This window comes from Acinetobacter sp. NIPH 2100 (genome assembly GCF_000369805.1).
Taxonomy (GTDB): Bacteria; Pseudomonadota; Gammaproteobacteria; order Pseudomonadales; family Moraxellaceae; genus Acinetobacter.
In genome coordinates this window covers 1,971,938-1,994,711 of sequence record NZ_KB850224.1, presented here as the reverse complement: position 1 = coordinate 1,994,711, position 22,774 = coordinate 1,971,938, and the positions used below count along the sequence as shown (strand labels likewise).

The window sequence follows — 22,774 nt, the reverse complement described above, 5'->3', positions numbered from 1 at the left end:
AATTTGTGTCACTTACGACCCGTCAGTGGAGACAGAGAGAGCAGATCATTATGGTGATGGATATCCTTCATTTCATGACTCGGTTCTTTTAAACCTTCAAGAATCGGACAATCAGGTCGATTATCACCCGCACAGCAATCAACCAAGGTTTGTAAGGTTTGCGCCATTTGTTGTAGATCTTGGATACGTTGTTCTAACTTATGGATATGCGCCTGAGCCAAATGCTTTACATCTGCACTATGCCTATTGCGATTATTCCATAAATCCAGCAGATCAGTGATTTCTGCTACAGAGAAACCCAATTCACGACTACGCTTGATAAACTTCAAACGTTCAACATCATTATCAGAATAAGAGCGGTAACCTGCATTGCTGCGCCCAGCAGCTGGAATTAAGCCAATTTGTTCGTAATAACGAATCATTTTGGCTGTCACACCTGAAACTTGAGAGACTTTACCAATATTCATGAGAGATCCTCCATTAGCCTCTGTTCACAGATGGCGGTTGGAAACGACGCAAACGTAGCGCATTACTAAGGACAAACACACTTGAAAGTGCCATTGCACCTGCTGCAAAAATAGGTGACATCAAAATGCCATAAGCAGGATACAGTACGCCAGCTGCCACAGGAATCAACATAGTGTTATAGGCAAAGGCCCAGAATAGATTCTGATGAATATTACCAATCGTCGCTTTGGATAAGGCAATCGCATTGGCTACACCTTGCAGATTACCAGACATCAGCACCACATCTGCAGATTCAATCGCAACATCCGTACCTGTACCAATAGCAAGGCCGACATCAGCTTGAGCCAGAGCAGGGGCATCATTAATACCATCACCCACGAAGGCAATGTTGCCATATTTTGCTTTCAGTTCTTGCACGGCATTGACTTTACCCTCAGGTAAGACTTCTGCAATCACTTCATCAATACCAAGCTGTTTGGCAATTGCGTGTGCTGTGCGTGCATTGTCACCTGTAATCATGGCGACTTTTAAACCAAGCTGATGTAATGCTTGAATGGCGGCTGGTGTTGTTGGTTTGATTGGATCTGCAACAGCAATAATCCCCGCAAGTGCGCCATCAATTGCAACATAGAGTGGCGATTTGCCTTCATCACCTAAACGCTGTGCTGTTGCTGCAAATGGAGAAACCTCTATACCAAGTTGAGTCATATAACGATCTGCACCAATGTAAACAGTCTGGTTATGATTGACTGTTGCATTGACGCCCATACCTGTGACTGAATCAAAAGTATCGACTTTCGGTAGTACCAATCGCTCATCTTTGGCAGTATCCACAATGGCTTTTGCAATCGGGTGCTCAGATAGGGATTCAACCGCTGCCACGACACTAAGTACATAATCACGCTCAAATGCTGCCGTCACCTCAAAGTCAGTCAGTACTGGATGACCTTCAGTTAGAGTACCTGTCTTATCCACCGCAACCACTTGCGCATCTTTTAATAACTGTAAAGCTTCACCTTTACGGAACAGGATACCCAATTCAGCACCACGTCCAGTACCCACCATAATCGAGGTTGGGGTTGCCAAGCCCATGGCACACGGACATGCAATAATCAGTACCGCAACGGCATTGACCAATGCAAAAGTTAAAGCAGGAGAAGGACCGAAAATCAGCCAAACGAGGAAGGTGAGTAGAGCTGCAATCATCACGGCGGGCACGAACCATAACGTCACTTTATCGACCACGGCTTGAATCGGCATTTTAGAGCCTTGCGCTTGTTCAACTAGACGAATAATCTGCGCTAGCATGGTGTCGCCACCGACAGCAACCGCTTTAAAGCTCAAGGTGCCGTTTTGGTTAATGGTGCCGCCAACGACCTGACTGCCGAGATTTTTCTCAACAGGAATGGGTTCACCTGTAATCATCGATTCATCGACAAAACTTTGTCCTTCAATCACTTCACCATCGACTGGGATTCGCTCACCTGGTTTGACAATAACAAAATCACCAGAGATGACTTGATCAATTGGAATATCAATGACATGGTTATCACGCGAAACATGGGCTACTTTTGCCTGTAAGCTAACTAAACGCTGAATCGCCTCAGATGTCCGTCCTTTGGCTTTGGCTTCAAGAAAACGGCCTAATAAAATTAAAGCGACAATAACGGCAGCAGCTTCGTAATAGACATTTACTGTTCCCGCGGGAAGCACATTCGGGGTAAACGTCGCAACCAAAGAAAATAGGTAGGCAGCCAAGGTACCGACTGCAACCAAAGAGTTCATATCGGGTGCTAAACGGAACAATGCAGGTAAACCTTTGCTATAAAAGCGACGACCCGGAATCAGCAAAACCAAAGTCGTTAAAATGAATTGGAGATACCAACTATTTTGCATCCCTATAGTTTGCTCAATCAGTTGATGTACACCAGGGATCAAATGAGAACCCATTTCTAGAATAAATACAGGTAAAGCGAGAGTCGTGGCTAGTATCAAGTCACGTTTTAATTCAGCTCTTTCTTGATCTTTTTTCTCAAGATGTTCAGTTTGATCAGGAATGGAAGCTTGTATTTCCTTGGCATCGTAACCGGCTTTATCAATCGCTGCGATTAAACTTTCCACACTTGCATTACCTGTGACGGTTGCTCGTTCCGTCGCTAAATTGACAGACGCAGTTTTTACACCAGAAACAGCACTTAGAGCCTTTTCGACACGACTGACACAAGAAGCGCAAGTCATCCCTTCAATCGATAATTCGATATTGCTTGCAGGAACGTCATAACCCGTCTGCTCAATCGCATGGATAAGTACTTGTCGATCGACGGGTTTGGCAAGGGTAATATCTGCACGTTCTGTGGCTAAATTGACAGAAGCGGACTGTACTCCATCCACTTTCTTTAGTGCAGTTTCAACTCGACCCACACAACTGGCACAAGTCATGCCTTCAACTTGTAATGTGACATTTAGGTCTTTAGATGCTGTATTTATTTGAGTTCCCATAAGATATACCTATAGAGATGATCTGATTGCTTGCAGCATAGACCTTAACATTATGGGAAGGTCAAGCGGATTTATCAACTCTTAGAATTTTATTTATTCTGATCATAAAAATTGTATTTTGAGCTGAGTCAAAACTGCTTCAATTCATCTATATATTGTGCGTTATTATTTTTTTATTGCTGTTACAGGAAAGGTGAGGGTGAATGGATTGACCATTGCTTTTATTGAGCTAAGGTCAATCCATCGCAAAGCTTAAGTTATTGCAAAAATTTAGTTTGCAGCGCAGTCGCTTTGGCAAATATTTTTTGATATCCCTGTGGCAGTATCCGTTGTAATAGATCTACAGCTTTTGCGTCAGCACCAATCAATAGGCGACGTTTATTTTTGAGTACCGCTGTTAAAATTTGATTTGCCGCCTCATCGGCTGGTGTTCTCAAGATTTTGTCAAAAGCCTGCTGACTTTTTACAGGATCCATCCCTAAAATTTCGACACTGTTATTAATCCGCGCAGCTTTAGCAATATTGGTCCGAATTCCACCTGGATGTATACACGTCGCGCTTACGCCTGAATCTTGTATATCGAGTTCTTGCCGCAAAGACTCGGTAAAGCCTCGAACTGCAAATTTACTCGCATTATAAGCACTTTGAGTGGGCTGTGCGGTCAGTCCGAACATACTTGAGATATTAATGACATGTCCGTCACCACTCTGTTTCAGATAGGGCAAAAATTCTTTGGTCCCGTATACCACACCCCAGAAATTAATCCCAATCAACCATTCAAGATCTTCATAGCTGACACCTTCAGCAGTGCTGCCGATGGCAACGCCCGCATTATTAAAGATCAGATTGACTTGCTGATGCTGTTCAACCACGCTTTTAGCCCACTTTGCCATGTCTTGGCGATTGGCGACATCAAGCACTTGTACTGTAACTTTGACTGGATATGACTTTAATAAAGTTTGGGTTTTGGCCAGACCAAACTCATTGACATCCGATAAGGCCAAATGACAGCCTTGTTTTGCCAATGCAATTGCAAGTGCTTGACCAATCCCTGAACCTGCGCCTGTAATTGCTGCAACTTTGTTATTGAATGATTTCATTTAAACCGCCATTTGTTTTTCTAAGGGTTGTACCTGAACAACAGTAGATGACGACTTTGCGACTTGGGTATAATTTTCCAGATCAAAACGGCGAGTTCGCTGACGATATTCCAATGTGAAACCCGGCCAATTATTGGTATTTTTGCCTGTCGCGGTTTGATACCAACTGGTACAGCCTTGAGACCACATGGTTGATTTCATACGCTCCTGAATTTCTTGATTGAACAGTGTTTGGATTTCAGTTTTTAAGTCTGCAAAACATAAATTATTTTGAATATGCGCTTGAATTGCATCCAGAATATAGTTCACCTGACTTTCAATCATATACACGATTGAGTTATGCCCAAGATTGGTATTTGGACCATACAGCATGAAGAAATTAGGGAAACCGCTCACTGTTAAGCCTAAATAAGCTTCTGCGCCATCAACCCATTGTTGTTTAAGTGTCTTGCCATGGAGTCCAGTAATTTGCATAGGTGCCATAAACTCAGTTGCTGCAAAACCTGTTCCATAAATAATGGTATCTACTTCACGTATTTTGCCATCTTTATCGACAATACCAGTGGCGGTGACTTCCTGAATTGCGGTATTGATCACCTCGACATTGGGGCGAACCAGACTCCGATACCAATGATTAGAAATCAGGATACGTTTACAGCCAATCGGGTAGTCAGGCATCAGGCGATGACGGAAATGTGGATCTTTGATTTCTTCGCGGATATGGCGCTGAAAAATATATTCTGCCAAAGGAATTTCATTCAAGGTTGCAGTAAAACTCTTAAGGCGAATCTCGTTATAACTATATTGAAAGACGCGATCAAGACTTTGCAGGATCGGTAGTTTTTGGAAAACTTTTCGTTCTAATTTGGAATAAATACGGTCTGGTTTTGGAATGACATAAGGTGCAGAACGTTGATAAATATCTAAGTGGGCGGCTTGCTTAGCGATTTCAGGTACAAATTGAATCGCACTGGCACCTGTACCAATCACAGCCACACGTTTATTATTTAAATCATAGTCATGATCCCAGCGCGCTGAATGAAAGCTTTTGCCCTGAAAGGCGTCCAGTCCTTTAATTTTAGGATAGGCTGGACGATTGAGTTGGCCGACCGCTGCAATCAGAAATTCTGCCTCGAATTTTTCTCCTGTTTGCGTTTGGATATGCCAAACACCTTGTGCTGCATCAAAATCCGCACTGGCAATTTCAGTATTAAATTGGATATGCGGATAAAGCTGATATTTCTCAGTGCAATGTTTCAAATATTGGTGAATTTCCTGTGATGAACCATAGCGGTTTTTCCAGCCAAGTTCCTGTTCAAAAGAAAAGGAATACAGGTGAGAAGGGACATCACAAGCAGCGCCAGGATAAGTATTGTCACGCCAGACACCACCCACATCATTGGCTTTTTCAAATAAGGTAAATTGTTCAAATCCAGCAAGTTTCAGTTGAATCGCCAAGCCTAAACCGCCAAATCCTGTTCCAATAATGGCGATACGAATATTTTTATTTGAAGATAATTGTTGTTTGAACATAACTGACTCGAGTAAAAAATATCATCTATAGCTTGCAGAATAATCGTTTCATGCATTGATTTAGAGGATGGATGAGGACAGAATATTGTGATTAGCGGACATTGAGGAAATATACTTGAAGTATTTATGGACATATGAACGTAGTATCCATAGTGTTCGCCTCATGGCAGATTTTGCGGCTGAATTAGGTGTGAGTCATGCACAGATCCTCAAGAAAACAGGACTGGAGCAACAACAATTGCTTGATCCAAATAGGTTGGTGACTGGGCAGCAGGAATTACAGCTCATATCTAATCTAGTTGAAAAATTTAGCCAGAGACCTTTGCTTGGTTTGGAGGTTGGTCAGCGTTATCACTTTACCACCTTTGGTTCTTTAGGCTTGGGCTTGATGAGTAGTGCGAATATTCGTGAAGCTTTGAACTTTGCTTTGGCCTATTTTCCTTTATCTTTTGCCTTTAGCCAGTTTGTGGTATCTGAACAGCCTGAGGCCCGTAGTATCCAAATCGAAATTGTGGTTGATGATGGGATTCCGCCAGCTTTATGGCAATTCATTATTCTGCGAGACCTTGCTGCGCTGATTACAGTTCAACAAGATTTGATTCGGGAAAATCTCTGCCAAAGTGTGGTATTTGCTTTTCAGCCTCATGGAGAAATACAGTCTTATCGAGCGTTATTTGGGATTACACCCGAATTTGGTGGATCGAAAAGTTTTGTGGTATTAAATGCAGAAAAAATAGATCAGAAGCTCAGTATGGCAAATGAGTTGGCGTTACATTCAGCAGAACAGCAATGCCGAGAAATACTGGACAAGCGGCAATCTCAAAAAAAATATACCGACCAAGTTGAGCAAATCTTGATGAATAGTAGAGGGGAAATTCCTTCGATGGACGAGGTCGCGGATGGTTTATGTCTAAACTCTCGAACTTTACGCCGTTATTTAGCGCAAGAACAAACCACCTTTATTAAAATCAGGGAAGAGGTCAGAAAAATTCTGGCCGATTCATATCTGTCTTCAACTCAAACCTCAATTGAACAAATTTCTGAATGGTTAGGCTATGCTGAACCCGCCAGCTTTATACATGCCTATAAACGCTGGTATGGTAAAACACCACATGCCACCCGATTAAAAAATAAAGTGTAGAAAATAATGGCGCAGTGACATATAAAAGATAAAGGAAGCTGAAAATGAAAACAAGGAATCACTGTGCATCCTCATTCTAATTAGGAGAGGTGTCTTAAGATAAAAAGGTAACATTCTATGCTTTTGGAATATGATTTAAGCTCATCCGAGTTTAGTCTTCTCTCTGAAATACTTTGGAAATTAGGTTCAGAAAAAGGACAGCAAAGCTTACGCGAAACGGTCCTTGTTGATATCGCGACTTTATTAAGAGCAGATTTTGCCGCTTCTTATATTTGGGATGCAAAACAGCATGTGTCTAAACAGGGCATCATGTGGCAAATTGACCCTAAAGCAATTCTAGAATATGAGCGTATTTGGCAACATTATGACCCGATTACGTCTCAGTTGCGGGAACGGCAACAGGCTACTTTCGTTAATGAAATCATTTCGCTATCAGAACTAAAAAGAACGGATTATTACAATGAGTTTCTACGCCCTCATGGCTTGTATCATGGGCTAAATATTTACTTTGTTCGGGATGGGATAGATCTAGGTGATTTGCGTATCTGGCGTGCTCAAGATTCGCTGATGTTTAGTGAGCGTGAGAAAAGAATCTTAAATTTACTTGAACCTTATATGACTCAAGCCTTACCGATGGATTTATCGACTCAATACGATTTAACCCAACGGGAGCAAGAAGTGGTCATATTAGTCTGTAAAGGGTTGAGTGATAAACATGTTGCCAATTTACTCGATATTGGTTTCACCACGGTCAGGACACATCTTAAAAATGCCATGAAAAAAATAGGCTGTCATAATCGTACCGAAATGGCTTCACTGATTCATTCTTGATGATCTCCTCAATTTTGAGGATATCCAATGGACTTAAAACGGTACAAATTATAAAAATAATTACTTAAATGGATTTTAAGTCAAAATGTTAAATATGAATGAAAAATTAGATCAGGACCAAGAATTTCAACTTGATAGAGCCACAATCAGCGAGATTACAACTTTGGTTCGTGATCGAAAAGTTTCTTGTGAACAATTGGTATGCCACTATTTTGAAAAGATTGAAGCACAACAATCTTTAAATGCATTTATTAGCCTTGATAAAAAAGCAGCAATTCAACAAGCACAATTCTGGGATCAATCCATCCGTGCAGGAGCTGCTTGTCCAGACTTAATTGGTGTATTGATTGCCGTTAAAGATAATATTCATGTTGCAGGTTTCCCCAATAGTGCTGGCACACCTGCATTAGCGCAGTTCAGACCCAAAACAACAGCTCCTATCATTCAAGCATTAATTGATCAAGGAGCCATTATTGTTGGAAAAGCCAATATGCATGAATTGGCTTTTGGCGTCACAGGTTATAACACAGCCATGCATATTGACGGGGTTGTTGGTACACGCAATGCGGTGAATCCTTTGCATATTGCTGGTGGTTCTTCTTCTGGAAGTGCCGTTGCGGTTGCCGCAGGAATGGTTCCGATTGCAATCGGAACGGATACAGGAGCTTCGGTTAGATTACCGAGTGCCTTGAATGGTTGTATTGGTTTTCGTCCAACGCTAGGACGATATGCGCAAACAGGGATTACACCAATTTCTCACACCCGTGACACTGCTGGACCTATGGCGCATTGTATGGCTGATATTATTGTGATTGATCAGTTAATTGCACCGTCAACTCAACCATTTTCATTGCCAAAGCAGCCCATCAGACTTGGAATCAATGCTTATTTTTGGGAAAGTTTAGATGACGATGTTCATGAACAAGCGCATAAGGCACTGCAACTGTTAAAAACAGCAGGCATCGAAATTATTCCTGTCGATCTGCCTGATTTAGCACAGATAAATCAACGTATTTCATTTCCTGTGGTGATTTACGAAGGCAAATATGATTTGATCCAATATCTAGAAAATAATCAGATTGGAGTGAGTCTAGACGCTGTGGTTGATCAGATATCCAGTCCAGATGTGCAGCAGATTTTTAAGCAAAATATTTTGCCTGAATTGATTGCTGATTCGACTGGGCAATTGGTGTCCGTTGATGCTTTATATCAGGAAGCAATTACAGAAGCTCGACCACAATTACTTTCACTCTATGAAAAAGTCTTCAGAGAGCTTCAACTTAATGCATTAATATTTCCAACATCTCCAATCGTTGCGCCGTTGGTGAGTGAGCAGGTAAGCTCAATTGAAAACTTTCAAACCCTGATTCGTAATACTGATCCTGGGAGTAATATTGGGTTGCCAGGGCTGAGTTTACCGATTGGTCGTGGAGCGAAATCAAAACTACCAATTGGATTAGAGATCGATGGTTTGCCAAATACGGATCAGGAGATATTGGCGATTGGGCAAGTATTGGAACAGATTTTTAAGGGTTTGAATCATCACTAAGATAACTTTGATTACCACTTAAAGCCTGTCTCATTGAGGAAAGGCTTTAAATAAATAAATCTAAGCAGCCATCTGATTTTGATTAAACAATATGAAAAGATACAAATCGAAATGGCAAATACCGATTTGCAAATCTAGTATTAAGCTTACTTTATAAAAATCGGTTTAAGTTTATTTTATGTTTTTAAAGAAGTTTCTAGGAATTTGTGTTTTAAGTAGCATGTTTGCAATCAGTGGCTGTCAAAAAAACGATCAACAAGCCAAAGAAAACGTTGAAGATATAACTCAATCGGGTCTTAAGCTAGATGCGACACAGATGATGGCGCATTTACAAGCTTTTGAACAAATTGCCAAGCGTCATGGTGGTAATCGTGCTGTCGGTACGCAAGGTGGTTTGGCAAGTGCAGACTATATTTTTAAATCAAGCCAAGCAAGCAGGTTTTAGTACAGAGGTTCAAACTTTTGAAAATCGGGAAAAGACCAAAGGCCGAAATATTATCGTGAAGATTCCTGGGGAGTCAAAACAAAACGTGATTTTGTTAGGTGCACATTATGATTCAGTCAAAATGGGGCCTGGCATCAATGACAATGCTTCTGGTGTGGCCTTATTGCTTGATTTAATGACACAGCTATCGACCAAAAAAATACAGCCGAAAAACACCATTTATTTGGCATTCTGGGATTCAGAAGAGGTGGGGATTGCGGGTTCTCAAGCTTATGTGGAGAAGCTGACTGCTGAACAATTAAAGTCAATTAAAGCTTATATCAATCTTGATATGATCGGCACCAAAGAACCTGAAATCCTGATTGCAGATGGTGATAAATCATCTGTGGATGAGATGGAAAAAATGCTAAAAGAGCGTGGCATGCAGGAACAGGACTATAAGCCATTACTCGATGGTTTACGTAGTCTTCCGAGCCATGCCGGTGATTTAGCATTAGAAAAAACGCTCAAGGAATTTTTTAAAGCAAAAAATCTAAAAATTAAAGAAGATGTCTCGACCTTAACGGCCAGTGATACAGCTCCATTCTTAGGCAAAGTTCCAGTGACCGCTGTCATCTTGTTTAATGAGCAAATGAAAGGGGATGAACTTGAGTTCGCACCGTGCTATCACAAAGCGTGTGATACGATTGAGCAGGTTGATCCAAAGTCAATGCAATTGGCAGGTGATGCAGTCACTCATTTATTAACCGTTCTAGATAAACAATAAGATCGAATGGAGAGATCTTTTATATTTGATGAATCAATTGTACTGTTAAGCCTGTGTAGAAATAACAAAATTGTCATTTTCAGGTCATGCTACTGTTGGGAAGCCTGTTCTATCTTATAGGAAGTTAAGAGAGAAAAGGTAAGTCGACATGAAAGCATTAGTTAAACTCATCCTTATCGTATCATTTGCATCAACAGCGAGTCTGAGCTACGCAGATGGTGGATTAATGTTCCTTGAAAAAAACAAGGAGCGTAATACTGTTGTACAAGGTAATGATGGTCAGGCTCCATCAAAGTAATACAGGATTTCAAGAACGAGATCATAAAACTTAGGGCTGAGTTTTATGATCTTTTACTGTATGTTCGCCCATTAAATGAAAACTTTTTAAACCAATTATCCAATTTATTTGCTGAAAATAATCCGAAAGACGATGTTTTCACCGTCAATAAATACATCAATTTTAGCATTGTGAATTTCTACAATTGATTTGGTAATCGCCAGTCCTAAACCTGTGCCATCTTCTGCTTTATGCCTAGACGAATCCAAGCGATAGAAGCGATCAAAAAAACGCGATAGCTGCAAAGCTGTGAGGGTCTGCATTTCAGCGGGAACTTTATTTTTAATCAAGATCACTGAGTTTTGAGCATCTTCACTCAACTGAATTTGTAAAATAGAATCAGCTTCACCATATTTAATGGCATTAGAAATCAAATTATTAAAGGCCCTGCGAATCATGGCTGGTTCTGCTTCAATATATGCCTGACCTGTTTGCTCTAAAGCGATATTCTTATCGGCAGCGAATGCTTCAAAGTATTCAAACAGAACTTTCATTTCTTGTACTAGATCAATGCTCTTTTTATTTTTCAAGGCCAAATTGTGATCTGATTTTGCCAGAAACAGCATATCTGAAATCATTTTTGCTAAGTGTTCATATTCCTCCAGATTGGAGAAGAGTACATCTTGATATTGCTCAATTGTTCTTGGCTTGGTTAAGGAAACCTGCGTTTGCATCATCAGGTTATTGATCGGTGTTCTGATTTCATGTGCCAAGTCACTTGAAAAAGCAGAAAGTTTATCGACCGAGATTTCTAAGCGATCCAACATGTCGTTGAATGCTGTGGCCAATGGCGCAAGTTCAATCGGGATATTTTTTAGATCCAGACGATTTGATAAATTATTGGCAGATATATTTTCTGACAGTCTTGCCATGTTTCGAATAGGACCCAGACCTTGCCATGTTGCTAACCAGCCTAAAAACATTAACCCGATGACACCTAAAATACCAACCATGAAAAGCTGTTGTTTAAATGAATGTAAGAAGTAGAAATTATCTGTGACTTCAATCGCAGCGATAATTTGCATGTTTTGATTGGCATTATTGTAGTCAATATTCTTGTTAACAATGACGCCTTGATAGCTTTGATTGTTATTTTTCCAATTGACCCAACCTGCTTTTTTATTTTGAACAAATTGACTTAAATCAGTATCTACGTTTTTTTTATGATAGAGCATTTGACCGTTGGCAAGCATGATTTGAATCACCAGATTGTCATGGCCGATCAGTGCTTCATCAAGACTATTTTTAAAATTGGCTGGTTTTTGCAGCATCAGATTTTCAATCAGTTGAATTTTTCCCTCTAATTCTTTCTGATTTTGCTGATAAAAATAATTAACCACATGCTGATTAACGAAGATCCCCATAATAACCAAGATCAAAATGGTAAATAGGGTTGAAATAAAACTGATTCTAAAACCAATCGAACGAAATAATTTATTATTCATCTTCGATCTCTAAGACATAGCCCATACCGCGAATGTTCTTAATCAACTTGGGACTAAAATCGGTATCTATTTTATTTCTGAGTCTACGAATGGCCACTTCAACAACATTGGTATCGCTATCAAAGTTAATATCCCAAACCAAAGCCGCGATCAGCGATTTTGGCAAAACTTCACCTTGTCGACGCATAAACAGTTCAAGTAAAGAAAACTCTTTTGCTGTCAGGTCGATTCTTTGACCAGAACGCACCACACGGCGTTTGATCAGATCAAGATGCAAATCGGCGACAGAATAGAAAGTTTGTTCTTCTTTAATCTGGCCGCGTTTTAAAAGTGTTTTGATACGTGCCAATAATTCAGCAAATGCAAAGGGCTTGATCAGGAAATCATCTGCACCCAATTCCAATCCTTTGACCCGATCTTCAATTTGATCTCTGGCCGTCAGAAATAAAACGGGCAGGAAGGTATTCACTTTACGAATCTCGGTTAAAATTTTCCAGCCATCCAACTTGGGTAGCATGACATCTAAAATAATAAGATCATATTGTTCAGTCACAGCATGGTGCAAGCCTGAAATACCATCTTGACTCCAATCTGTAACATAGCCTGCTTCAGTTAAACCTTTTTGGAGATAGTCTCCCGTTTTCTGTTCATCTTCAACGAGAAGTATTCGCATTTTTCAATATCGCCCCAAGTCTTGTTCTGTCATTTTAGCCTCAAAGATTATGACTTTTTTATAAATGACAAAATTGTAATATTGCGGTCAGCTTAATGACTTTATTGGTGCTGAGCTAATTTTAAGAAAGCCACTTCGAAATTTTTTGCTTTATCCAATAGTCCAGACTGAAATATCGACCACCACCCAATACGATCAGAGCCAATAACATGATCATATAAGTAACAGCAAACTCGATTCCATTATTCAGAATCACAAAAGAGCCGCTGGAGGTCAGCCAATCATAATTGCCATAATTTTCTAACAGTTGTCGAGCTTGTTCTAATTTCTCCGCTGAGGCCAAGACTTGTGCATTCGCAAATGGAGCATTGGGATCAGCTATCGCTTGCCAGCCATTTGGCAGATGCACTGTGACAATGGCAACCAGCATGGTAACGATCAAGGGAATGCTCATCAAACGGGTGAATAAACCGAGTGCTAATAGCACAGCACCTGCGATCTCGGTCGATGTTGCCAATGCCGCCATAAGCTGAGGAAAGGGTAAACCTAACCCCCAATCTGCATTGCCAAACCATTCGACTGTATCTTGGAAGTGCATTAGCTTATTTGTACCTGCCATCCAAAAGATAGGAACTAAATAGCAACGCAGGGCGAGTACTGCGATCCCATCACTATGTTTAAGTACATTACAAAGCTTTTGATAGTGCTGTGCGAGGGAATAAATAAATTTCTTCATGATAATTTCACACCGAATACGCTTGAATAATAATTAGTCGGGTGAGTGTTGAGTTTCTTACATAAAAAAATTTTTATTTGCACTGTAATAAATCGAGATTTAGTCCGTCTAACTTTATGTACCTATGTACAAACCGAGCAATAACCTTAAAAGGAATAGAAAAATGAACAAACTTAACTCAATGACCTCTGTCGCTGCTTTGTTAGCACTTTCAATGGTTGGTGCAATACAAGTGGCTATCGCAGCAACCACGACAACAACAGAGGCACATGCAAGCAAAGCCGCTGATGGAAAATGTGGTGAAGCCAAGTGTGGTGCAAATAAAGCGAAACAGCAGCAAAAATCGGCTGAAGCGAAATGTGGCGCAGCAAAAAAAGCAGCGGATGCCAAGTGTGGTGCAAGCAAGAAAGCTGCTGATGCAAAATGCGGCGCAGACAAAAAAATGGCTGATGGCAAGTGTGGCGCTAAATAATCAATTAAGCCTTGGATGATGTCGGTCTAAATCTTAGATCGGCATCATTTCGATGACAGGAGCATAGATATGTTCGAATTGACTGGTATCGGACTGGGTTTAAGGCGTGAGTTTATCGATACTTTCTTAAGTGCTGATACACATCCCGATTTTATTGAAGTTGCACCTGAAAACTGGATGAGTCTTGGTGGTCGGCATGCCAAGTTATTGGCTCAATGTGTTGAGAAAGCACCATTGATTTGTCATGGCTTATCGTTATCGATTGGCGGACCGCATTCACTGAATCTCGAATTTATCCAACACGTTAAAAGTTTCATGCAACGCTATGAGGTTGCGATTTATTCTGAACATTTAAGCTATACCCACGATAGTGGCTATCTATATGATTTATTACCCATTCCAATGACCGAAGCGGCAGTGAAATATGTAGCTGAACGAATTTTACGTGTTCAAGATATTTTGGGGCAGAAACTGGTGATTGAAAATGTTTCGACTTATTTGATGCCTAATGCAGAGATGAGTGAAGCTGAGTTTGTGCGTGAGGTAATTGAACAGGCAGACTGTGAATTGCTGCTTGATGTCAATAATGTCTATGTGAATAGTATCAATCATGACAGCGATGCCTATGCTTTTATTCAATCGATGCCGAAAGAGCGCATTCGTTACTTGCATATCGCAGGCCATGAACAAGTTGAACCAAACCTATTGATTGATACACATGGAGCTGCAATCAATGATCCTGTTTGGCAGCTTTTACAATACACTTATCAAATTTGTGGTGTTAAACCAACCTTATTAGAACGGGACTTTAATATCCCATCATGGCAGCAGCTACAAGATGAGTTGAACAGAATCAAAATCATGCAACAACAGGAGAGTCGTGATGGAAGCAAAGCCAATGTCCTTTCACACCACGCAACGGCAGTTTTGTGATTGGGTTCGAGATCCTGAATTAGAGTTGCCGCAAAACTTTGCTATCGATCGAATGCAGATCTATCGAGATTTACTGTTTAATAATATCTGCTCATTTATAAATCTAGTATTTCCAGTTGCACGTTCTATGTTGCCTGAGCTGCAATGGCAGCAATTATTGGTAGAGTTTTTTCAGAAATCTCAGTGTCAGTCGCCTTTTTACAATGATATTTCTTTGCAATTTCGAGAATACCTGAATGAGCAACAGCATCCTGTATTAAAAGAATATCCTTGGCTGGCCGAATTATTGCAGTATGAGTGGTTAGAATTATATTTAGATACGGTTGAGATCGAATCTCCAATTTTGGCTCAAGACCAAGATTGGCAATTCACCACGCAAGTATGGGTCTTGGCTTATCAATATCCTGTCTATCATTGGACAACTACAATGACGCCAGCTTTAGTAGAAACGATGCCAACTGCGATTATGGTGTGGCGCGATGCTCTTGATCAGGTATGTGTTGAAGCGTTGTCACCTTTATTCGCTGTATTGATCGAACAACTGAGTCAAAATAGATTGGTACAACAAGATTTGCATGATGTCATCCAATCCTTTCTGCCAGATTTATCTGAGCAAGAGATTCAAATACAAATCTGTGCGTTAAAAGCATTATTAACTCGGTTAAGATTAATTTATGTTGCCCATAATAATGATGAGATACAGGGATGAATTCAGCTTCAGCGCATAATCATGAAGACTTTTTAGATCAGTTGCATAATCCCGCTTTTTTACAGGATTTAAGACAGCAGATGATTAAATTTGCCGTCTTACAACTTGCTTCATTGCCTCAGGCAGAAGATGTAGTGCAGGAAGCGCTGGCCAGTGCATTCCAACATTTAGACTCTTTTACAGGGCGCGCTGCGTTTAAAACCTGGGTGTTTGCAATTTTAAAAAATAAGATTATTGATTTGATCCGACAAAAATCTCGTTTAGTGAGTATGAGTGAACTTTTTAAAGATGAAGAGAGTGAACTCAGTATCGATGCTTTATTTGATGCTTCAGGACATTGGCACAAATATGAAGCACCACAAGCGTGGCTAAGCCCAGAAGAAATGATGGAGCAACAAGATTTCTGGATTATTTTTGATGCGTGCTTGAATCACTTACCCGCGAAATACGCTCAGGTGTTCATGCTACGAGAGATGATTGAGCTGAGTTCCAATGAAATTTGTGAAAAGCTTGAACTCACCGTCTCAAATTTTAATGTACTGATGTATCGAAGTCGGACGCGCCTGCGCGAATGTTTGGAAAATAAGTGGTTATTGAAGGAGGATTGCTCATGTTGACCTGTCGCCAAGCCACGCAACTATTATCCGAGAAGCAGGACAGAACACTCTTATTACGAGAACAGAGTAATCTACAACTGCATTTATTGGCTTGCCGTTCATGCCGCCGTTATGGAAAGCAGATTAGGACTTTATCTCAACTTTCAAAAGAATTTAAAACATTTGATCGTTGATTTATTTCATATGGCATCTTTAGTTTGCTCTTGATGTTTATAGATGTATTATCTTGTGTTGAAGAAAATTAATTTCAACATAAACCTATGTTTTTTTAATAATTTTGAATTAATATTAACAACTAAAAAACAGGCTTCACATAAACTTCATATCGAGTTTCCTAAAATGATAATTATAAAAAAGAGGTAGTCAGGAAGAATCAATGTTTAAATTTTTTCTGGGATGGATAGATAGTTGGTCAAATACAAATACGCTTGGATCAAATCCAGTTGATGGCCCTAAAAACATTAAAGATACTCAAGTCCAATGGTTGAGAATCGTTCCATTTATTTTACTGCACATTGCTTGTTTAGCTGTGTTCTGGGTAGGCGTTTCATGGTTTGCAATTATTTTTATGATCATATTTTATGTGATCAGAATGTTTGCAATTACCGCCTTTTTCCATCGTTATTTATCCCATAAAACATTTCAAACTTCACGGCCAGTACAATTTATTTTTCTGCTTATAGGAACAATGAGTGCACAACGTGGCCCGCTTTGGTGGGCTGCACATCATCGGTATCACCATCATTTTACCGATACAGAACAAGACCCTCATTCATCTACCCATGGTTTTTGGTACAGCCATATTGGGTGGTTTTTGAATGAACAGAACTTTTCGACGCGCAAACATGTCATTAAAGACTGGCTAAAATTTCCTGAAATCATCTGGTTAGATCGCTTTAGTTTACCCATTGTTCTAATGACCGCCTTTACTATCTATGTATTGGGCGAATGGCTCGCTGTTGCTCATCCGAATTTAGGCACTTCGGGACTGCAACTATTGGTGTGGGGCTTTGTTGTTTCGACCGTATTATTGATTCATGCGACTTTATGTATTAACTCACTGGCTCATTTATATGGCAGCAGAGATTTCGATACCACGGATAATAGTCGTAATAATCTTCTTCTCTCAATTATAACGTTAGGTGAGGGATGGCATAACAATCATCATTATTATGCAGGTAGTACGCGTCAAGGTTTTTTCTGGTGGCAAATTGATATCACTTATTATGTTTTAAAAGCAATGTCTTGGCTGGGGTTAATCTGGGGAATAAAACCTGTGCCACAACGTATTTATGCTGCTTATAACAGCCAAAAACAAAATCTGAAAATGAACCCAATCAAAACTCAAACGAAGGAGTCTTCATGAAAATTGCAATTGTTGGCTCTGGTATCTCTGGAATGTATGCTGCTTGGAAACTTTCAAAAAAGCATCATGTCACTATTTTTGAAAAAGAGAATTATTTTGGTGGGCATACCGATACCCATGAGTTTAGTATTGATCAAAAGAATGTAACCATAGACAGTGGTTTTATTGTCTTCAATGCGTATAACTATCCACTCTTTAGCGCCATGATTGCTGAATTAGGTGTCCAAGCACAAAGCAGTGACATGAGTTTTTCAGTGAATAACCAAGTGACAGGACTGCAATATAATCCTTCAAAAAAATGGTCATTATTGGTTAGACCACAAAACTTTTTAAATAAAAACTTTCGGGTGATGCTGTCGGATTTACTTCGCTTTTATAAAGAAAATAAAGATGTTTCAGTTGAAGAAAGTCATCCTGAATTAACCATTGACGAGTATTTAAATCATCATGGATATTCTCAGGTGTTTAGAGATGAACATCTGTATCCAATGTGTGGAGCGCTTTGGTCAAGCCCTGTCGATCAAGTGGGCAATATTCCCTACAAGTTCGTGGTAAGTTTTTTTCAGCACCACCGTATGCTGCAATTAAAAGATCGACCGCAGTGGCAAACTGTTAAAGGTGGCTCAACATCCTACATCTATGCAATTCAACATCATTGCCCAACGATTATCTGGAAAAAAAATCAAGTAAAGCAAGTGATCAGAAGCAAAGATCATATTTCCATTGTGACAGCACATGGGCAAGAGCAATTTGATTGGGTTATTTTTGCAAGTCATGCCGACGACACTTTAAAACTATTAGATGAGCCTTCAAACATAGAGCTTGAAGTCTTAAGCAGTTTTGATTACCAAGATAATCGTATGGTGGTACACCATGATACATCGATTATGCCGAAATCTAGATCACAGTGGGCAAGCTGGCATGTTCATGTGACTCCCCAAGCTCAAAATGAACAATCGACATTGACTGACAATGTTCACTTTGGATTTACCTACTGGATGAACAGTTTGCAAAATTTGAACTGTAAAACACAGGTTTTTTCTACACTCAATCCCAATACACCGATCGCCAAAGATAAGATTTATATTGAAAGACATTATCGGCATCCCGTATTTAATAAAACTGCACTTGAGGCCCAATCCCGTTGGTATGAATTAAATGGCCAAAATCGTAGTTCATTTTGTGGGGCGTATTGGGGTTGGGGATTTCATGAAGATGGGGCAAGAAGTGCTGAACGTGCTGTAGAACATTTAATGACTATGGCTGATGAATAGGGGGCTGAGTATGTTAGAAACTCCACTTGCTATCGCGAAAGCTAAAATTAGACATCGCCGATTTACACCCAAGGCACATCAATTTGAAGCTACATTAAGCTATTTATATTTTGATCCAGATCAGATAACAACGAAACTCAGTGATTCATGGTTATGTTCAACAGCACACTGGAATCTTCTAAAGGTAGATGAAAATGATTTTTTGCAGGGTTATACAGGGAATTTAAGGCAAAGAATAAAAAAAATCTTATTGCAGCAAGTAGATGTGGTCTTGCCGATACAATCAGAAATTCGTGTATTGGCTTTACCACGAATGCTTGGTTTCAGTTTTAATTCGGTTGTGTTTTATTTTATTTTTAATAGTCAAAAACAGCTTATTTTTATCTTAACTGAGATCACCAATACGCCGTGGAAAGAACGCAAAGTTTATGTGCATGATTGTCGTGATAAGTTAGAACACCATTCTGAGTATCAGGGTGCAGCGTTCGAATTTCAAAAAAGTTTTCATGTTTCTCCATTTATGCCAATGGATATTCAGTACAAATGGCGCTTTAACTTTTCTGATGCTCAAAACGTCATTCATATGCAGCTTTATCAAACACAAAAATTAATTTTTGATGCAACAATGCTTTTCGAATTAGAAAATATCACAGTTCCTTCACAGCTCAATCGTTATGCTATTCATTATGTTTTTGAACCTTTCAAAATGCTCGCTTCGATTTATTTACAAGCATTTTATTTATGGCGAAAGAAAGTTCCATTTTATCGGCACCCTAAAAAAGATAAGGATTTAAAACAAAATGATCAAAACGCTTATTTTCGGTGAAAACGATTCACTGCCATTGGTTTTACGTAGCTTACTCAAACTTCGTCATGGTCAAATTCATTTCCGTGGTGAATGGAATGGCACAATAGGTGAAGTTTCTGATTTAGAAGCAACGGTAGATGTACATAATAAAGCCCTCATTGATCTAATTTTTAAAAATGGTGTGCTTGGGGCTGCTGAGGGCTATATTCAGGGGTATTGGAGCAGTGAAAATTTAGTTGAACTGATCCAAATTTTAGCGAGAAACCGTGATGTTCTCGATAAAATTAATCAAAATATGCTTTCACAAGCAAGCCAGTTGATTTTAAAAGCGTGGTACAAAACACGTAAAAATTCATTATCAGGCAGCCGTAAAAACATTGCAGAGCACTATGATCTCAGCAATGATTTTTTCAAGCTCTTTCTAGACTCTTCCATGATGTATTCTAGTGCCGTCTATAAACAAGCAAACATGACATTAGAGCAAGCATCTGATTATAAAAAAGAATTGATCTGTCAAAAATTGCAATTGAAACCGATGGATCACGTCGTTGAAATCGGAAGCGGTTGGGGCGGCTTTGCGATCTATGCGGCCCAGCATTATGGTTGTAAAGTGACCACAATTACGATTTCACAGGCTCAGTACGATGAGGCAAATAAACGTATTGCAGCGGCAGGGTTAAGCCATCGTGTACAGGTTGAACTCAAAGATTACCGTTTATTGGAAGGCAAGTTCGACAAATTGGTTTCCATCGAAATGATCGAAGCTGTGGGTGAGCAATATTTATCAACTTACTTTAATAAATGTAGATCCCTGCTTAAGCCAACTGGTTTGGGATTGATCCAAGCCATTACCATTGAAGATGCACGTTATAAAAAGGCCTTAAGCACTGTGGATTATATTAAGCGCTATATTTTTCCAGGTAGCTTTATTCCATGTATTAGTGTGCTGACCCAAGCCGCATCTGAACAGAAACTGCGTTTAAAACATCTTGAAGATATTGGGCTTAGCTATGCTGAAACGATTCATCAATGGCGTGAGCGTTTTTTAAATGCCAAACCACAAGTATTGGCACTGGGTTTTGATGAAAACTTTATTCGAATGTGGGATTTCTATCTTTGTTACTGCGAAGGTGGCTTTAAAGAAGGTGTAATTAGCAATGTACAGCTCTTATTCGAAGCAAATCCTTATTAATAATCAACTTATGTGATACGTCAGGGAGACAGTCATGTTGTGGCAATTGTTTGTACTTGATGTTGTCGTGATGACAATTTGTTGGTTATGGGCGACATACAACCATCGTGCAGGCATTGTTGATGTGGCATGGGGTTTTTGTATTGCCCTGAATATTGTGCTTACCGCAGGGTCTGTTGATACCGCTCCAATCGAGATTAGATGGTTTATTGGAATATTGAGTACTGTTTGGTTTTTACGCCTGAGTGCGCATTTGTTTCGTCGTTACCTTGCCGAACATGAAGAAGATCGCCGATATGCCAATATGCGTCTAGCGATGGGAAAATATCAACACCTTGGCTTTTTTGCTTTTTTTATGTTTCAGGCTGGTTTAGCAATTTTATTCAGTATTCCAATGTGGAGTTTACTGAATGTGCCAAGTACGGTTTGGAATAACCAAAGCAATGATCTTCTCATTATTGCAGGCATCATTATGGTGCTTGCATTTATGGGAGAAGTAATTGCAGACCAGCAATTGTACCGTTTCAAGCAAAATCCACAGAATCATGGAAAGACGATGGATCAGGGGCTATGGAAATATTCACGTCATCCAAATTACTTTTTTGAATGGATACATTGGTTTGCCTACCCAGTAATTGGGTTGGCGGCAGGGTTATATAGCCTGTGGATTTATCCTGTTTTGATATGGTTCTTTTTGTATTACATCACGGGGATTCCATTTAGTGAACAGCAGGCATTAAAAAATCGGGGTCAGAATTATCTCGATTATCAAAAACGAACTTCTATGTTTATTCCATGGAAACCCAAACAATAGGTGAGCGTATGGACTTTATTATTCAGCAATCATTGAAACTCGTTGAGAGCGGTCTAGTGCCCGATCAAGCGATTCGTGCAGCAATTCGTACATTAAGTAAAAAGCGTTTGATTCAAGAGGGTCGCTATGATCCAGAACAGGGTGCTCAACGCTATATGGATGTGTTGAACATGTTGAAGCAGAGTGAAATTGCGATTGAAACAGACAAAGCCAATGAACAACATTATGAGTTGCCAACTGCTTTCTTTCAGGCAGTTTTAGGCAAAAGATTAAAATACAGTGCCTGTTTTTTTGATGATGATACAACCCAATTAGATGAGGCAGAAGAGTTCGCGCTGCAAGTTTACAGTGAACGAGCGCAATTGCATGATGGTCAAAATATCTTGGAACTCGGCTGTGGTTGGGGTTCTTTTACCTTATGGATGGCGGAGCATTATCCGAACGCTAGAATTACTGCTGTATCTAATTCCGCAACGCAACGTCAACATATTTTAGCTGAAGCGGAAAAACGTGGTCTACAAAATATTAAAATCATCACCTGTGATGTCAACATACTCGAATTAAAAGAAAATTCGTTTGATCGTGTTGTGTCTGTAGAAATGTTTGAGCACGTTAGAAACTATCAAAAATTATTTCAGAAAATTCAATTATGGCTCAAACCTAATGGATTGTTATGGTGTCATATTTTTTGCCATCGCTTCTTACATTATCCATTTGAAATAAAAAGTGAATATGACTGGATGTCACGCTACTTCTTTACGGGTGGATTAATGCCAGCAACGTCTACATTTTTACATTTTCAAACGCATTTGGAGTTATCACAGCATTGGCAATGGTCAGGTACGCACTACGAAAAAACAGCAAATGCCTGGCTGGAGAACATGGATCGTAACGCTGCACAATTAAAACCACTTTTCGAGCAGGTATATGCACAGCATGCCGATGCTTGGTGGCAACGTTGGCGTATCTTTTTTATGGCTTGTGCGGAATTGTTTGGATTTGAACAAGGACAAGAATGGGTCATCGGTCACTTCCTGTTCAAAAAGAAAACCGTATAATTAAAATC

General features: G+C 39.8%; 22 protein-coding genes and 1 pseudogene. 16 read left to right on the top strand and 7 right to left on the bottom strand.

The window, feature by feature from the left end; genetic code table 11:
- Window positions 1-8: 8 nt before the first annotated feature.
- From cueR to F887_RS08785, 4 genes are all read right to left on the bottom strand, one after another.
- Window positions 9-467, bottom strand: a complete 459-nt coding sequence (gene cueR / locus F887_RS08770; protein ID WP_005294236.1) for a Cu(I)-responsive transcriptional regulator — start codon at window positions 465-467, stop codon at window positions 9-11.
- 13 nt (window positions 468-480) lie between these two features.
- Complete coding sequence (locus tag F887_RS08775; RefSeq protein WP_005294234.1) at window positions 481-2,967, bottom strand: heavy metal translocating P-type ATPase; 2,487 nt, start codon at window positions 2,965-2,967, stop codon at window positions 481-483.
- Between the two features lie 257 nt (window positions 2,968-3,224).
- Entirely contained in the window at window positions 3,225-4,067 is an 843-nt protein-coding gene (locus tag F887_RS08780) for an SDR family NAD(P)-dependent oxidoreductase (RefSeq protein ID WP_005294232.1), read from the bottom strand.
- The gene (locus tag F887_RS08785; RefSeq protein WP_005294230.1) at window positions 4,068-5,600 is read right to left on the bottom strand and encodes a flavin-containing monooxygenase; all 1,533 of its coding nucleotides are present in this window, start codon (window positions 5,598-5,600) and stop codon (window positions 4,068-4,070) included. It abuts the gene before it with no gap.
- 115 nt (window positions 5,601-5,715) lie between these two features.
- On the opposite strand from F887_RS08785, the gene F887_RS08790 reads away from it, so the two are divergent.
- The 5 genes and pseudogenes from F887_RS08790 to F887_RS18650 all read left to right on the top strand — a co-directional run bounded on the left by F887_RS08790 (window position 5,716) and on the right by F887_RS18650 (window position 10,630).
- Window positions 5,716-6,741: an AraC family transcriptional regulator gene (locus F887_RS08790; protein WP_005294229.1), complete on the top strand. Its 1,026-nt coding sequence runs from the start codon at window positions 5,716-5,718 to the stop codon at window positions 6,739-6,741.
- 117 nt (window positions 6,742-6,858) lie between these two features.
- The gene (locus tag F887_RS08795) at window positions 6,859-7,572 is read left to right on the top strand and encodes a helix-turn-helix transcriptional regulator (protein ID WP_005294227.1); all 714 of its coding nucleotides are present in this window, start codon (window positions 6,859-6,861) and stop codon (window positions 7,570-7,572) included.
- 85 nt (window positions 7,573-7,657) lie between these two features.
- Window positions 7,658-9,121: an indoleacetamide hydrolase gene (iaaH, locus tag F887_RS08800; RefSeq protein ID WP_005294225.1), complete on the top strand. Its 1,464-nt coding sequence runs from the start codon at window positions 7,658-7,660 to the stop codon at window positions 9,119-9,121.
- A 178-nt stretch (window positions 9,122-9,299) separates the two neighbouring features.
- Window positions 9,300-10,332 (top strand): annotated as a pseudogene (locus tag F887_RS0117975) (M20/M25/M40 family metallo-hydrolase).
- A 148-nt stretch (window positions 10,333-10,480) separates the two neighbouring features.
- Window positions 10,481-10,630, top strand: coding sequence for a hypothetical protein (locus F887_RS18650; RefSeq protein ID WP_005294219.1), 150 nt, complete (start codon window positions 10,481-10,483; stop codon window positions 10,628-10,630).
- Window positions 10,631-10,734: 104 nt separating this feature from the next.
- Here the strand turns inward: F887_RS18650 and F887_RS08805 are convergent, their stop codons facing one another.
- The 3 genes from F887_RS08805 to F887_RS08815 all read right to left on the bottom strand — a co-directional run bounded on the left by F887_RS08805 (window position 10,735) and on the right by F887_RS08815 (window position 13,523).
- A complete protein-coding gene (locus F887_RS08805; RefSeq protein WP_005294218.1) occupies window positions 10,735-12,114 on the bottom strand; it encodes a heavy metal sensor histidine kinase in 1,380 nt (459 codons plus the stop codon).
- Window positions 12,107-12,787, bottom strand: coding sequence for a heavy metal response regulator transcription factor (locus F887_RS08810; RefSeq protein WP_005153017.1), 681 nt, complete (start codon window positions 12,785-12,787; stop codon window positions 12,107-12,109). The genes F887_RS08805 and F887_RS08810 overlap by 8 nt, the downstream gene beginning before the upstream one ends.
- Window positions 12,788-12,908: 121 nt before the next feature.
- Window positions 12,909-13,523, bottom strand: a complete 615-nt coding sequence (locus F887_RS08815; RefSeq protein WP_005294216.1) for an HvfX family Cu-binding RiPP maturation protein — start codon at window positions 13,521-13,523, stop codon at window positions 12,909-12,911.
- Between the two features lie 163 nt (window positions 13,524-13,686).
- Here F887_RS08815 and F887_RS08820 point away from each other — a divergent pair, with 163 nt between their 5' ends.
- The 11 genes from F887_RS08820 to F887_RS08870 all read left to right on the top strand — a co-directional run bounded on the left by F887_RS08820 (window position 13,687) and on the right by F887_RS08870 (window position 22,766).
- Window positions 13,687-13,995: an HvfA family oxazolone/thioamide-modified RiPP metallophore gene (locus tag F887_RS08820; RefSeq protein WP_005294213.1), complete on the top strand. Its 309-nt coding sequence runs from the start codon at window positions 13,687-13,689 to the stop codon at window positions 13,993-13,995.
- A gap of 69 nt (window positions 13,996-14,064) precedes the next feature.
- Window positions 14,065-14,928: an HvfB family MNIO-type RiPP peptide maturase gene (locus tag F887_RS08825; protein ID WP_005294212.1), complete on the top strand. Its 864-nt coding sequence runs from the start codon at window positions 14,065-14,067 to the stop codon at window positions 14,926-14,928.
- Window positions 14,879-15,637 (top strand): HvfC family RiPP maturation protein, encoded by a 759-nt coding sequence (locus F887_RS08830; protein ID WP_005294211.1) that lies wholly within the window; start codon window positions 14,879-14,881, stop codon window positions 15,635-15,637. Before F887_RS08825 ends, F887_RS08830 begins: the two co-directional genes overlap by 50 nt.
- On the top strand, window positions 15,634-16,254 hold the full coding sequence (locus tag F887_RS08835; RefSeq protein WP_005294209.1) for an RNA polymerase factor sigma-70: 621 nt from the start codon (window positions 15,634-15,636) through the stop codon (window positions 16,252-16,254). The genes F887_RS08830 and F887_RS08835 overlap by 4 nt, the downstream gene beginning before the upstream one ends.
- A complete protein-coding gene (locus tag F887_RS08840; RefSeq protein ID WP_005294208.1) occupies window positions 16,248-16,427 on the top strand; it encodes a zf-HC2 domain-containing protein in 180 nt (59 codons plus the stop codon). The genes F887_RS08835 and F887_RS08840 overlap by 7 nt, the downstream gene beginning before the upstream one ends.
- A 203-nt stretch (window positions 16,428-16,630) precedes the next feature.
- Window positions 16,631-17,620, top strand: coding sequence for an acyl-CoA desaturase (locus F887_RS08845; RefSeq protein WP_005294207.1), 990 nt, complete (start codon window positions 16,631-16,633; stop codon window positions 17,618-17,620).
- A complete protein-coding gene (locus tag F887_RS08850; protein ID WP_005294205.1) occupies window positions 17,617-18,894 on the top strand; it encodes an NAD(P)/FAD-dependent oxidoreductase in 1,278 nt (425 codons plus the stop codon). The genes F887_RS08845 and F887_RS08850 overlap by 4 nt, the downstream gene beginning before the upstream one ends.
- Window positions 18,895-18,904: 10 nt before the next feature.
- A complete protein-coding gene (locus tag F887_RS08855) occupies window positions 18,905-19,720 on the top strand; it encodes a DUF1365 domain-containing protein (protein ID WP_005294202.1) in 816 nt (271 codons plus the stop codon).
- Entirely contained in the window at window positions 19,695-20,894 is a 1,200-nt protein-coding gene (locus F887_RS08860) for an SAM-dependent methyltransferase (protein ID WP_005294200.1), read from the top strand. Before F887_RS08855 ends, F887_RS08860 begins: the two co-directional genes overlap by 26 nt.
- A 34-nt stretch (window positions 20,895-20,928) precedes the next feature.
- Window positions 20,929-21,708, top strand: coding sequence for a DUF1295 domain-containing protein (locus F887_RS08865; RefSeq protein ID WP_005294199.1), 780 nt, complete (start codon window positions 20,929-20,931; stop codon window positions 21,706-21,708).
- Between the two features lie 8 nt (window positions 21,709-21,716).
- Window positions 21,717-22,766: an SAM-dependent methyltransferase gene (locus F887_RS08870; RefSeq protein WP_005294197.1), complete on the top strand. Its 1,050-nt coding sequence runs from the start codon at window positions 21,717-21,719 to the stop codon at window positions 22,764-22,766.
- Window positions 22,767-22,774 lie beyond the last annotated feature (8 nt).

Coding starts and splice junctions, on each gene's coding strand:
- F887_RS18650 (WP_005294219.1), top strand. CDS start 10,481: ATGAAAGCATTAGTTAAACTCATCCTTATCGTATCATTTGCATCAACA.
- F887_RS08815 (WP_005294216.1), bottom strand. CDS start 13,523: ATGAAGAAATTTATTTATTCCCTCGCACAGCACTATCAAAAGCTTTGT.
- F887_RS08775 (WP_005294234.1), bottom strand. CDS start 2,967: ATGGGAACTCAAATAAATACAGCATCTAAAGACCTAAATGTCACATTA.
- F887_RS08825 (WP_005294212.1), top strand. CDS start 14,065: ATGTTCGAATTGACTGGTATCGGACTGGGTTTAAGGCGTGAGTTTATC.
- F887_RS08835 (WP_005294209.1), top strand. CDS start 15,634: ATGAATTCAGCTTCAGCGCATAATCATGAAGACTTTTTAGATCAGTTG.
- F887_RS08810 (WP_005153017.1), bottom strand. CDS start 12,787: ATGCGAATACTTCTCGTTGAAGATGAACAGAAAACGGGAGACTATCTC.
- F887_RS08840 (WP_005294208.1), top strand. CDS start 16,248: ATGTTGACCTGTCGCCAAGCCACGCAACTATTATCCGAGAAGCAGGAC.
- F887_RS08780 (WP_005294232.1), bottom strand. CDS start 4,067: ATGAAATCATTCAATAACAAAGTTGCAGCAATTACAGGCGCAGGTTCA.
- iaaH (WP_005294225.1), top strand. CDS start 7,658: ATGTTAAATATGAATGAAAAATTAGATCAGGACCAAGAATTTCAACTT.
- F887_RS08855 (WP_005294202.1), top strand. CDS start 18,905: ATGTTAGAAACTCCACTTGCTATCGCGAAAGCTAAAATTAGACATCGC.
- F887_RS08845 (WP_005294207.1), top strand. CDS start 16,631: ATGTTTAAATTTTTTCTGGGATGGATAGATAGTTGGTCAAATACAAAT.
- F887_RS08860 (WP_005294200.1), top strand. CDS start 19,695: ATGATCAAAACGCTTATTTTCGGTGAAAACGATTCACTGCCATTGGTT.
- cueR (WP_005294236.1), bottom strand. CDS start 467: ATGAATATTGGTAAAGTCTCTCAAGTTTCAGGTGTGACAGCCAAAATG.
- F887_RS08820 (WP_005294213.1), top strand. CDS start 13,687: ATGAACAAACTTAACTCAATGACCTCTGTCGCTGCTTTGTTAGCACTT.
- F887_RS08850 (WP_005294205.1), top strand. CDS start 17,617: ATGAAAATTGCAATTGTTGGCTCTGGTATCTCTGGAATGTATGCTGCT.
- F887_RS08805 (WP_005294218.1), bottom strand. CDS start 12,114: ATGAATAATAAATTATTTCGTTCGATTGGTTTTAGAATCAGTTTTATT.
- F887_RS08785 (WP_005294230.1), bottom strand. CDS start 5,600: ATGTTCAAACAACAATTATCTTCAAATAAAAATATTCGTATCGCCATT.
- F887_RS08830 (WP_005294211.1), top strand. CDS start 14,879: ATGGAAGCAAAGCCAATGTCCTTTCACACCACGCAACGGCAGTTTTGT.
- F887_RS08795 (WP_005294227.1), top strand. CDS start 6,859: ATGCTTTTGGAATATGATTTAAGCTCATCCGAGTTTAGTCTTCTCTCT.
- F887_RS08865 (WP_005294199.1), top strand. CDS start 20,929: ATGTTGTGGCAATTGTTTGTACTTGATGTTGTCGTGATGACAATTTGT.
- F887_RS08870 (WP_005294197.1), top strand. CDS start 21,717: ATGGACTTTATTATTCAGCAATCATTGAAACTCGTTGAGAGCGGTCTA.